The sequence below is a fragment of the Halalkalibacter nanhaiisediminis genome, assembly GCF_007830185.1.
Classification (GTDB): Bacteria; Bacillota; Bacilli; order Bacillales; family Bacillaceae_D; genus Halalkalibacter; species Halalkalibacter nanhaiisediminis.
In genome coordinates this window covers 514,589-525,874 of the sequence record NZ_VLKZ01000001.1, presented here as the reverse complement: position 1 = coordinate 525,874, position 11,286 = coordinate 514,589, and the positions used below count along the sequence as shown (strand labels likewise).

The window sequence follows — 11,286 nt, the reverse complement described above, 5'->3', positions numbered from 1 at the left end:
CGCAATACATAATTCAGAAAATTTAAATCTTTCTATTACATAAGCGTTAACATTATGCTTAGCATGCAAGGAACCCGAATTCCACATTCCTCTAAATTTCCCTACTTGTATCTTGAATAAGATTCCCAGCTTTTTTTCACACTAATCTTGTATCCGAATAATGGGTACGTTGCCGATCGCCAGTATCCAAAGGAGGGTTTCCCCTATGCAACAGCAACAACAGCAACCAGTTAGCATGCAGCAGCCGATAATGCCAGAACCGCCTGCTGTTATCACAACAAAGGATCATCTCTACATTTCAGATATGCTTTCATGGAACTTGCTAGCCATGAAAAAAGCTCATTTCTTTGCTCAACAATGTCAGGACCAAGAAATCAAGCAAACACTTGAGAAAGCTGGAAGCATGCATCAACAGCACTATCAGAAAATTTTATCTCACTTACAAGTGGCAACAAATCAACAGCAAACAATACCAGTACAATAAGGGGGAGCCAACATGAATCAACAGCAAAAGATTCAAAACCCAGAAATGCCTGTACCTAAAACCCCACAAATGTCTGATCGGGATTTCATCAATGATCAGCTTGCAACAGAAAAGTACATGACAGATGCTTATAGCACAGCATTAAATGAAGCAAGTCATGAGGGTCTGTACCAAGATTTAGTCGGTATTTTTAAAGAAACACAGGATTGCCAACGTGAGTTATACAACGTTATGTTCAAAAAAGGCTTCTATGCATTAGAAGCAGCTGATCAGCAAAAGCTTCAGCAAACGTACCAGCAATTCTCTGGGTACAGTACTCAATTTCCATATCAGCAGTAACCACTAATAATAACCGCTAGGAATTCCTAGCGGTTATTGTTCATCTACCCTACAGATCAAGGAAAAATATTAATTAAACGTTTGATTAATTAAGATATCTTACAAATTATTGCTCCAACAACGTAACAGACACACTTACATCTAACGTCTGGCCTCCCCCTCGATAGACACCTTGAAGAGGGCTCACATCAACATAATCTCGACCTGTTCCTACTTGAAGATGCTGCTCTAGAGCCTCTACATTATTTGTCGGATCTAGTCCAACCCAACCTATACCTGGCACCATTACTTCAACCCATGCATGGGTTGCTGAATCTCCTACTAATGCTGAATTTTCTCCTACGTATAAATAGCCACTAACATACCTAGCAGGAATATTTCTCATACGTAAAATACCGAGCATCACATGAGTAATATCTTGACACACTCCGCCTTTTAACTCTAGCGCTTCCTGAGCTGTCGTATTAACATTTGTCGCTTCAGGATCATAAGTAAATAGATCAAACAAATATTTCATTAAATCAAGAGAAAACTGAACAGGGTTTTCTGTATCGCCAATTTGATCAACAACTTTTTGTACTTGCTCTGGCGTCACATACGTATAGTTTGTTTGATTAAGGTAAGCCAAATAATGATGATGAAATAACGAAGAATGAAAAATCCTCTGCATTTCTGGAGAGTATTCAATTTTCTCGATAAATGGACTCCTTTGAATGCTGATTACTGAAGTCGTCTCTACTTTCAAACTATGATGTTGTTCTGGAATAAAAAAGGTTTCAACATTATTACCCCATAAATCTGTATGCAACTTAATAAGCGAAGCAGGTTGAATATCTGCTTGATATGAGAGTAAACGCTGACACTCATCCGTACGAGGCTTTAACCGAATCGTATTCAAGCTTTGATCAACTGATGTGTCATATTCAAATCTATTAATATGGTTTACTTGATATTTCATTCCCCATACACTCTCCCTAGATATTATCATTTCCATTCAATTAATGATTAACCAATACGTTTTTTAGGAGCATTATTCCAGCTATCTCCCTTGATTAATTCAAAGAAATCACTCTTATGATCCATCAAATTCATATTCTCTACTTTCAATTTGTTACACCTTTCTACTAAATCATTCATTACCACCTTTAGCTGGCGACTATATACAAAGGCTCCTTCGTTTTCTAATTGTTGGATTCCTCTGTTCACCTTATTAAGGCAGTAACGAATCGACCGTGGGAAGGTAGAATCACTGACTAAAAAAGGTAACACCTGGCGCGAGTCCATCTTTGGCCTTGCCTGCTTTAAGTAAGCATTATGTCCATTCACTAATTGAAGAGCGGAATGACCGCAGTGAAAATGTTCGATCTTGTTTCCTTTTATGATTCTATTTGTTATTTCACATGCTTCATTCACAATACGAATAGTATTTTCTGCCCTTTCTAACCACTTGCCGATATTTATAATGTGATAACAAACATCTTGGGGCATTAAGGATTCAATAATTCCTTGAGTTGTTAAGGAAGCCATTTTCACTTGCTGCAGATAGGAGTGAATATGTTTAGAATTCCACTGCAATTGACTTGTTTCATTTAAATATAAGTAAAACTCATTTACACTCACCCAGAGGTCATTCGGAACATGATCACGAGTTATTCTCGCATTTTCACGAGCAATTTTTGCACAATTATAAATTGAATTAGGATTATGCTCTGAGAAGGTTATATATTCAATAACTGCTTCTTCCTTAGGTAGCCTATTTCCATACAAATGTTGAAATTCAGAAGCGGAAGCACATATCTCAAGAATGGTGTTCCAATTATGATTTTTCGTGATTTCTTTTTCTGAACCTTCTAATTCTTTAATTAGCTGCACACCTAATACACGAGCATTATTCTCTGCTCTCTCAATGTTTCGCGACATCCAGTATAACGAATCAGCTACCCGACGCAACATTTGCTCCACCACCTTCATTTTTTAGAATCCATGTATCTTTTCCTCCTCCTCCTTGAGAAGAGTTAACGACTAACGACCCTTCTTTTAAAGCTACACGAGATAGCCCCCCTGGTAATACATACGTGTCACGGCCTCGCATGACAAAGACTCGAAGATCAACGTGGCACGGATAAAACCTCTCATTTTGATACGCTGGTGCCGTTGATATTTTCATAGTAGGCTGTGCAATATATTGTGAGGGATTTTCAGTTATCTTCTTTCTGAAACGTTCAATTTCTTCAGAGGTTGCATGCGGACCAATGAGCATATCATATCCACCAGATGCTCCTACATTCTTGATGACCAATTGATTCAAGCGTTCGAGAACCCATTCTCTTTGCTTAGGATCACGCAATAAATACGTTTCTACATTTGGAATAATAGGTTCTTCTTTTAAATAATAGCGAATCATTTCAGGTACATAAGCATATATGGCCTTATCATCAGCAACTCCATTGCCAACTCCATTTAATATGGCAACATTACCTCTCTTATAGGCCTCTATTAGTCCAGGTACACCAAGAATAGAATCGGAACGAAATGCATCTGGATCTAAGAAATCATCGTCAATACGACGGTAAATAATATCCACTCGTTTTAAGCCACGAATCGTTTGCATGTAAACCTTATGATCCTCTACTACTAAGTCTTGCCCTTCTACTAATTGCAAGCCCAGCTGCTGCGCTAAAAAGACATGATCATAGTAAGCAGAATTATAAATGCCAGGCGTGAGTAAAATCGCGCAAGGCTCAACCCCCGCTTCTACTGTTTTTGGTACATGTGAAAATATCGTTTCATGTAAATAGGAAAGCTGTTGTTCGAGGGTTTCGATCGATTGATTCTCGAAAACCTCTGGATAGACTTGCCTCATGACAAAACGATTTTCATAGACATAAGATATGCCTGATGGGTTGCGAAGATTATCTTCAAGTACACGGTATTCTCCGTTCTCATCGCGAATTAAATCAATTCCCGCGAGAAAAATATGATTCCCTAACGGAATATCAATACCTGCTACTTGCTTAGGATAATAGTAAGGATTTTGTTCTATTAACTCAGATGGAATAATCCCATCATTTAAAATGTGTTGATGATGATAAATATCTTCCAAAAATTGATTGAGGGCTTCTGTTCGTTGAATCATTCCTTTCTCGATTCTTAACCAATCCTCTGAAGGAATAATAATGGGAATAAAATCAAAAGGCATCGTCCGCTCTGTCCCGTCCTCATCAGCATAAACGGTAAACGTGATCCCTTGTTTTAAAAAAGACTTTTGAGCTAGTTCATGCTTCTCTTTTAAATCATTCTTTGAAAACTGGCCAAGTATTTGATGAAATCTACTATAATGTTTCTTAGGTTGTCCATTTGATTGGAACATCTCATCAAAAAAAGGTCCTGTGTTATATGACTTGAGCAACCTGACCATCCTTTCTCCACAATTTCTTCTCTCTCTATTTTGCATGATAAATATCCTGAAATTTCAAAAAATAAATAAGAGTAAAGCATTATAACTAATTTTTAAGCCAATTAAATAGCTGGCTTAACCTTTATCACCACTCCATCTTTTGAACGAATGTATCACCTTTTTCATACTAAATAACTAGCTAGCTTACCGTACCCGTTTTCACTTAATATTAAACTTAAAAAAGAAAGAAAATTACGGTTACCTGCTAGCTTGTTCTTAGAATGTTCACGGATAAGAACTTAACCAAACAAGAAAAGAAAAGGGAATTGATTATTATCCCCTTCTCTTCAACATAGAATGGTTGTCAAATTTTATCATTTTCCGTGCTGAAAAGGACATTTACCTTCTATCGGCAAAATGTCATCACCAATAAAAAATTGCTTCCATTCATGATGATTAGGATCACCATAATGGCTGATATCTGGATGTTTAGGCAATTGATCCCAGACTTCTACTCTCTCCCTCACTTTCGCTCGTGACATAATACCGCCTTCTTCCGTCCCTTCAAGTCCTTTAAAAATCTTTCTGGGTTGAAATCCTAGGATCATGCTTTTTCCTAAGTTTCTCGTTTTCCTTTGCTTATATGCTGGTGCGTTTCCGAAAACAAATATAGGCTCACCTCCAAAGTGAAAATCCCAAAGATAATGATCAGGATTCGTTTGACTCTCCTTTGGCCAAGGTTTACTGTCATGCTGATGTAAGTATTGGAGAATTCGCCAAAAATAATTTCGATAATAGTTAAGATCTTGCTCTTCTTTCTCTGGTTCGACAAATACAAACAATCCATGCCTTATCAGTTTAGGCCTCTCAAACAGTGCTAAAAAGCTCTCAACTGCTTTGGGGAGAGTCGACCAATCATCATGAGATATATAAGCGTAGCGAAGCTCTCCCTTTTTTTCAGCTTTCATCCCAAAATAACAAGGAAACGTCGGATTTGTCACGATACGCTGAAAGCTCTGATATTCTTGCAAAAGCCACTCTGGTACTCGCTCTGGATTTGTCATATCTTCTTTTACTAGTAACGATTGATTAGTAGTTAGCATATCTCTTCTCCCATATCTTATTTTTTAAAACCCTGACTTATTCAAGGGGGAAGTCATGAGCAAATACAATTTTAAAGCTTTTTTCTTAACAGTTTATTTCAATTCTTTTTTAACATGTCTTTTATTAAGGTCATGATTTATAACATATAGGGCAGTTAAAATAACAGCCAGCCCAAAGAATAAATAGTTTGACTGACCGCCAATATTAAACACACTTCCTATTACCGTTAACGAAAATAAAATTGAACCTAATATTAAATACATATGACGCTCTCCTTTATCTAGCTTTGTATCTTTCTTTTCACTTTTTACAGCAAAGATAAACATAAATAGGCAAAATAAATCTTCAAATTTAAATCGCACCTGAAGAAATAGTTAGTAGGATCTTTACCTCTCTTATTTCTCTTAGTTTTTCTCCTTTTTCAAACAAATATATGTTAAAATATTAGAAAAAATTTAATTCTTTGGACAAATGGAGGAATCAAGTGGATTTAACACTTCAACTTAACCAACAATTAAAAGAGATTACAAACACAATACTCGAATCAAAAGAAGACCTTGCTAAACAACGACAAATAACGGACCATCACATTTATACTGACGAGACTAACGTTTCATTGAATTTCTGGAGAGAATATTTAATTGAAATCTATGCTCATTCTATTTCAGCTGAATTGAACAAAACGTTTGATCAATTAGAGAAATGGGGGAAAGATGTAGTCAATTTACTCGTAAATTTGCAAATTCCACTTGATGTTGCGATTGAGGAAATTCGTTTTTATCGTGACTCTATTGGAGTGATTATCAAAGAAGAAGCAAAAGCGAAGCAATTTACGTTTGATACGTTTTACGAAGTGTTATCTCGCTATGATTTAGTCGTTGACCAAGCAGTCCATTGGTTAAGTCTTTCGTATTCAAGAGAACACGCCGCGACGATAAATGCGGCAGAATATAGTATTCAGGAACTAGCTATTCCGATCGTTCGTGTGACAGAAGACATCGGAGTCATTCCTCTTATTGGAGAGCTTGATACCAAAAGAGCTCAGCAATTAATGGATACAGCCTTATCAGAAGGAGCTGCATTTAACCTTACATATATTATCATTGATTTATCAGGTGTACCGATTATTGATACAATGGTTGCTTCACAAATTTTCAAAGTTATTTCTGCTTTGAAAATGATGGGGATACAGGCTAAAATAACAGGAATTAGGCCTGAAATCGCGATAACAATGGTCAACCTTGGTATAAAATTTGAAGATATTTTTACCTATTCAAGTCTTCATTTGGCCATTAAACAATTAAGCAAATGATAAAGGGTGAATAAAATGAAAAATACATTTTATTTAAAAACAGATGCACGTGATCAAATGATCGATATTACATCCATGATCGAAGAATGGATTCAATCCATTGGAGTAGATGACGGAATCTTAGTTGTTTCCTCCCTTCATACAACTGCGGGAATTACCGTTAATGAGAACGCTGATCCTGATGTAAAAACAGATATGCTGATGCGACTAGATGAGGTTTACCCTTGGGCACATCCCAAGGACCGTCATGCTGAGGGAAACACTGCTGCTCATTTAAAAACGAGCACAGTTGGTCATTCCCAGACACTGATCATTTCAAATGGAAGACTCGTTTTAGGAACATGGCAAGGTGTTTATTTTTGCGAGTTTGACGGACCACGAAACCGAAAATTCGTCGTAGCTGTCCATGCCTAGATGTTTATATTTAAGCAAATCAAGACTCACCAAAAGAGTCTTGATTTTTTTATTCCAAATAGGAGGACATATAGACTTCTTTACGAGTTAAACATCCTTTCATACTCCCTACCTTTATCAATAAAACACATGATTTTCTCATTATCATTTCATTTCGTAAATCTAATCGATAATACCTTATATTCCTCCAACATTCATTTATTCTTCATAAACTTAAAATATTATTACTTATTCAAAAAGTGTCGAATAAGCATTAACCGTTGATCTATAAGGTATAAATAAGAACTAATCATATGACAAATTTCAATTCAAAACTAAGTTTACTAGCGGTTCTCCTTACACTTTGCTAGTCAATTACAATTAAATATATTCCCTCTTTATAATAATTATAAAAAAGTATTGATTTCTTCATGATAAGTGTTATCATTATAAACATAGTAAGCTTTACAAACTACTTAAGAGGTGATTCTATTTATGACAAAGAACAATCTTACTACTAGTTGGGGTGCTCCTGTTGGAGATAATCAAAACTCCATGACAGCTGGTTCACGTGGCCCAACATTAATCCAAGATGTTCACCTTCTAGAAAAACTAGCACATTTTAATAGAGAACGTATTCCAGAGCGTGTTGTTCATGCGAAAGGTGCTGGAGCACACGGATATTTTGAAGTAACAAATGATGTAACGAAATATACAAAGGCAGCATTTTTATCAGAAGTTGGTAAGCGCACACCTATGTTCGCTCGCTTCTCTACAGTAGCTGGTGAAGCTGGTTCTGCAGATACTGTACGTGACCCGCGTGGATTTGCTTTGAAATTCTACACAGAAGAAGGCAACTATGATTTAGTTGGTAACAACACGCCGATCTTCTTCATACGTGATGCGATTAAATTCCCTGACTTTATTCACACACAAAAGCGTCATCCACAAACTCACTTGAAAAATCCTAACGCAGTGTGGGATTTCTGGTCATTATCACCTGAATCATTGCATCAAGTAACCTATCTAATGGGGGACCGTGGTATTCCTGCAACACTTCGTCACATGCATGGTTTCGGAAGCCATACATTCAAATGGACAAATGCTGAAGGGGATGGCGTATGGATTAAGTATCACTTTAAGACAGAACAAGGCATCAAGAATCTTACACAAGAAGTTGCTGACAAGATCGCAGGTGAAAACCCTGATTATCATACAGAAGATCTTTTCAATGCTATTGAAAATGGTGACTTCCCTGCTTGGAAAATGTATGTACAAATCATGCCACTAGAGGATGCAAACACATATCGTTTCGATCCATTCGATGTAACAAAAACATGGTCGCAAAAAGACTATCCGTTAATCGAAGTAGGTCGCATGGTATTAGATCGTAATCCAGAAAACTACTTTGCAGAAGTAGAGCAAGCAACATTCTCTCCTGGAACATTAGTACCTGGTGTTGATGTTTCTCCAGATAAAATGCTTCAAGGTCGTTTATTTGCCTACCATGATGCACATCGTTACCGTGTAGGTGCAAACCACCAAGCACTACCGATCAACCGTGCACGTAATGAAGTGAAAAACTATCAACGGGATGGCGCCATGCGCTTTGATGATAACGGCGGATCTTCTGTTTACTACGAGCCAAACAGCTATGGTGGCCCAACAGAATCACCAGAAAATAAGCAAGCTGCTTATCCTGTTTCTGGGGTAGCTGACAGCGTCGCTTATGATCATAACGATCACTACACTCAACCTGGTGATTTATATCGCTTGCAAAGTGAAGAAGAGCGTGAACGCCTTGTTCAAACGTTCGTTAATGCAATGAAGCCAGTGGAAAAAGACGAAATTAAGCTTCGTCAAATTGGTCACTTATATAAAGCAGATCCAGAGTTTGGTACACGCGTTGCAGAGGGTCTTGGCTTACAAGTACCAGAAGAAGTGAAGTAATCAACAATAAGTTTTTAAGTATCGTTAATCTCAACATCTATTCTCAATTACGTCTCATTTTGTAGGTATCCGTTATCAGGATACCTCCTTTTTTCTGAAAATGATCCCCTCACCCTCTTTAGATAGTCTATTCACAAATCTTGATCTCTCTTTAAAAGTCTTTAAACTTGATAATTAATTCAAATCTTTTGTATCTGCAGTAACTGAATGATTAGTTCTAAAACCGTTTTTTGATGGAGGCGTTTGTCCTCCTCTTTTAGTGTGGATTCATATGTAGCAACATACTCAATTATCTGTTCGATATAGCCATCAAGAAACAATTTCCCCTTTAATGCTGAACGGAATCCCATCTCTGAGTGATCTGTGAATTTGGTTGGTACAAATTGTCCACTTATAAGGGTAACCTCTTTGGAGATGTTTTTCACAATATCAATATCCTCTTTTAGCCCAATCTCTTCCTCCAAACAAAGTTCAATTTTGTATTCTCCTGCTACAACCGGCACTTTCAGATTGAGCCAATTAGTAAATCTTTCGCTTGATTTAGGTTCAGGTATTGGAGTGAGAACAGCTGGCTCAATTCCTTTTTTCATTCTAATATTCATAGCATAAGGATCTTTTGTTTTCGTCATATATAGAATATCGTGTGAAGAAAAGCTAACTAAGTGACAATATGGACCTTCATGATAACACGCAATTGTGTGAAATAATTTGGTATCAAATGCTGGGATTTGTTTATTGTTTGGATCAATAAATTCAAAAGTATCTTGAGAGGAACTTCCAAAGATAAGTGGATGTAAAAAGTGATCGACTTCAACAAAAGTTGAGAAGGGTATTTTCCCCTTCCATAAATGGATTTGTGCTATTTCGTTAGGCTTCTCGGAGTTCTCAATGACTGTTAATTGGTCTAAACCATCATTACCATCACTTTCTACGAATTTACTTTCCGATAATTCCTCATAGTGTAAATAATTATCATCATTAAAAGAATGATCGGTTTCAAGGCTTTCATCATAATCGTCGTCAATACCCTCATGGATGATATCTAATTTTTCTAAAACTGTATCTTTCACTGTATGATCACTTTCTATTACATTTATAACCTCCACCAATTCAACGGGTTCTTCTTCTAGCTCTAGCTCAATTGTTCTCTTTATACTCTCTTCCTCTTTCATGTTATCGTTTGTTTCTTTCTGAGCTTGAGACCGCTTATAAACACTTTTTTGTTCAGAATTTATTTCCCACATATTATCATAATTGATCCATGGAGTATTCATTTCTTTTCACCCCTTACTAAGGCTCATTATTACTTTATTTATGTATGGGATATGTTTATTTATGCTTATTTTTCACTTTCTTATCATTAAAAAATCCCCTTTCCGACCATTAGTCAGATAAGGGGAATTAAAACATTTATTGCTTCTATCACCAAAGAATGAAGAAATGATTCATCAATCGTTGATACTTTATATTTTACTTTTAGTCATTCTTGTATCCGTCATGCTTTTTATCGTCATTCTTGTAGCCGTCATGCTTGTAGTCATCATGCTTGTGATGATGGAAGCCTAGTGCATCAACTTTTACTTGTCTTAGTTGTAATACTTTCACAGTAAGATCGAGAACAATTTTTTCTCTTAGCTTTTTAAACGGTTCATTCGGCTCTACAGGAGATGGAGAGAAATCCAATTCAAAGAAGTCAGCTTCGACTAATTCACAATACGGCTGTTCATTATAGAAAACACTATTTTCAAAGAAATATTTATCTAAACGAGGGATATCACTGTTTTTCGGATTAATAAAACGAGCATTTCGCTCTTTTGTTTCACCTAAAATAGGGTTTAAGAAAAAGTCCTCATCTTTTAGATCTGCAAACCCTGAAAAATGTACATTGGCAATTCGATCATGGATTACTCCGTTACAATCAGCAGCAGCATATTCAATATTTTTACGGATAAAGCCTTCTACGAATAATTTCGCTCTTTTTACTTCTCGAACGCCATAATGATCGCCATATTTGTCATTAAACTTAACAGGTACAAGTTTACATTGTGTTAAAAATACATCTTTTAATACTCGCTTAATTTCAACAGCTGGCGGATTAAGAGGGATATCAGCTTCTACTACAATTTGAATTTTTGGTTCTGCTAAAAGAGCCGGAACTTTAATAATCGGTTTTTCATGCTTTTTAACAAGAATTGGTTTTGTTTTTTCATCCTTAAATGGGATTTGTGTCTCTGCATCTACTTTACATGGAATGTTGATCTCAGTACCTTTTCCATCGTGTTGTTTCTCACTCATAAAAAATTCCTC

Annotated in this window: 11 protein-coding genes and 1 pseudogene; 5 read left to right on the top strand and 7 right to left on the bottom strand. The window is 36.4% G+C overall.

What is annotated here, in order from left to right:
* Positions 1 to 205 precede the first annotated feature (205 nt).
* Both IQ10_RS02390 and IQ10_RS02385 read left to right on the top strand, forming a co-directional pair.
* The gene (locus IQ10_RS02390; protein ID WP_144448873.1) at positions 206 to 484 is read left to right on the top strand and encodes a hypothetical protein; all 279 of its coding nucleotides are present in this window, start codon (positions 206 to 208) and stop codon (positions 482 to 484) included.
* Between the two features lie 12 nt (positions 485 to 496).
* Complete coding sequence (locus tag IQ10_RS02385) at positions 497 to 823, top strand: spore coat protein (RefSeq protein WP_144448872.1); 327 nt, start codon at positions 497 to 499, stop codon at positions 821 to 823.
* A gap of 106 nt (positions 824 to 929) precedes the next feature.
* On the opposite strand, the gene IQ10_RS02380 is transcribed toward IQ10_RS02385, so the two are convergent.
* The 5 genes from IQ10_RS02380 to IQ10_RS17935 all read right to left on the bottom strand — a co-directional run bounded on the left by IQ10_RS02380 (position 930) and on the right by IQ10_RS17935 (position 5,587).
* On the bottom strand, positions 930 to 1,781 hold the full coding sequence (locus IQ10_RS02380; protein WP_144448871.1) for a transglutaminase family protein: 852 nt from the start codon (positions 1,779 to 1,781) through the stop codon (positions 930 to 932).
* A gap of 47 nt (positions 1,782 to 1,828) precedes the next feature.
* On the bottom strand, positions 1,829 to 2,776 hold the full coding sequence (locus tag IQ10_RS02375; protein WP_158639967.1) for an alpha-E domain-containing protein: 948 nt from the start codon (positions 2,774 to 2,776) through the stop codon (positions 1,829 to 1,831).
* On the bottom strand, positions 2,757 to 4,232 hold the full coding sequence (locus IQ10_RS02370) for a circularly permuted type 2 ATP-grasp protein (protein ID WP_144448869.1): 1,476 nt from the start codon (positions 4,230 to 4,232) through the stop codon (positions 2,757 to 2,759). The genes IQ10_RS02375 and IQ10_RS02370 overlap by 20 nt, the downstream gene beginning before the upstream one ends.
* A gap of 362 nt (positions 4,233 to 4,594) precedes the next feature.
* Positions 4,595 to 5,323, bottom strand: a complete 729-nt coding sequence (locus tag IQ10_RS02365; RefSeq protein ID WP_144448868.1) for a YqcI/YcgG family protein — start codon at positions 5,321 to 5,323, stop codon at positions 4,595 to 4,597.
* Positions 5,324 to 5,416: 93 nt separating this feature from the next.
* Entirely contained in the window at positions 5,417 to 5,587 is a 171-nt protein-coding gene (locus IQ10_RS17935) for a hypothetical protein (RefSeq protein WP_158639966.1), read from the bottom strand.
* 221 nt (positions 5,588 to 5,808) lie between these two features.
* On the opposite strand from IQ10_RS17935, the gene IQ10_RS02360 reads away from it, so the two are divergent.
* The 3 genes from IQ10_RS02360 to katA all read left to right on the top strand — a co-directional run bounded on the left by IQ10_RS02360 (position 5,809) and on the right by katA (position 8,979).
* Positions 5,809 to 6,636, top strand: coding sequence for an STAS domain-containing protein (locus IQ10_RS02360; protein ID WP_144448867.1), 828 nt, complete (start codon positions 5,809 to 5,811; stop codon positions 6,634 to 6,636).
* A 15-nt stretch (positions 6,637 to 6,651) separates the two neighbouring features.
* A complete protein-coding gene (locus IQ10_RS02355) occupies positions 6,652 to 7,050 on the top strand; it encodes a secondary thiamine-phosphate synthase enzyme YjbQ (RefSeq protein WP_144448866.1) in 399 nt (132 codons plus the stop codon).
* Positions 7,051 to 7,524: 474 nt separating this feature from the next.
* Complete coding sequence (gene katA, locus IQ10_RS02350; RefSeq protein ID WP_144448865.1) at positions 7,525 to 8,979, top strand: catalase KatA; 1,455 nt, start codon at positions 7,525 to 7,527, stop codon at positions 8,977 to 8,979.
* A gap of 179 nt (positions 8,980 to 9,158) precedes the next feature.
* On the opposite strand, the gene IQ10_RS02345 is transcribed toward katA, so the two are convergent.
* Complete coding sequence (locus tag IQ10_RS02345) at positions 9,159 to 10,253, bottom strand: BC_2427 family protein (RefSeq protein ID WP_144448864.1); 1,095 nt, start codon at positions 10,251 to 10,253, stop codon at positions 9,159 to 9,161.
* Positions 10,254 to 10,551: 298 nt separating this feature from the next.
* A pseudogene (locus tag IQ10_RS02340) lies at positions 10,552 to 11,274 on the bottom strand (CsxC family protein); the annotation flags it as partial.
* Positions 11,275 to 11,286: the final 12 nt, after the last annotated feature.

Excerpts from the sequence above, each read along its gene's own strand:
- IQ10_RS02390 (WP_144448873.1), top strand. The coding sequence starts at position 206 with ATGCAACAGCAACAACAGCAACCAGTTAGCATGCAGCAGCCGATAATG.
- IQ10_RS02385 (WP_144448872.1), top strand. The coding sequence starts at position 497 with ATGAATCAACAGCAAAAGATTCAAAACCCAGAAATGCCTGTACCTAAA.
- IQ10_RS02380 (WP_144448871.1), bottom strand. The coding sequence starts at position 1,781 with ATGAAATATCAAGTAAACCATATTAATAGATTTGAATATGACACATCA.
- IQ10_RS02375 (WP_158639967.1), bottom strand. The coding sequence starts at position 2,776 with ATGTTGCGTCGGGTAGCTGATTCGTTATACTGGATGTCGCGAAACATT.
- IQ10_RS02365 (WP_144448868.1), bottom strand. The coding sequence starts at position 5,323 with ATGCTAACTACTAATCAATCGTTACTAGTAAAAGAAGATATGACAAAT.
- IQ10_RS17935 (WP_158639966.1), bottom strand. The coding sequence starts at position 5,587 with ATGTATTTAATATTAGGTTCAATTTTATTTTCGTTAACGGTAATAGGA.
- IQ10_RS02355 (WP_144448866.1), top strand. The coding sequence starts at position 6,652 with ATGAAAAATACATTTTATTTAAAAACAGATGCACGTGATCAAATGATC.
- katA (WP_144448865.1), top strand. The coding sequence starts at position 7,525 with ATGACAAAGAACAATCTTACTACTAGTTGGGGTGCTCCTGTTGGAGAT.
- IQ10_RS02345 (WP_144448864.1), bottom strand. The coding sequence starts at position 10,253 with ATGAATACTCCATGGATCAATTATGATAATATGTGGGAAATAAATTCT.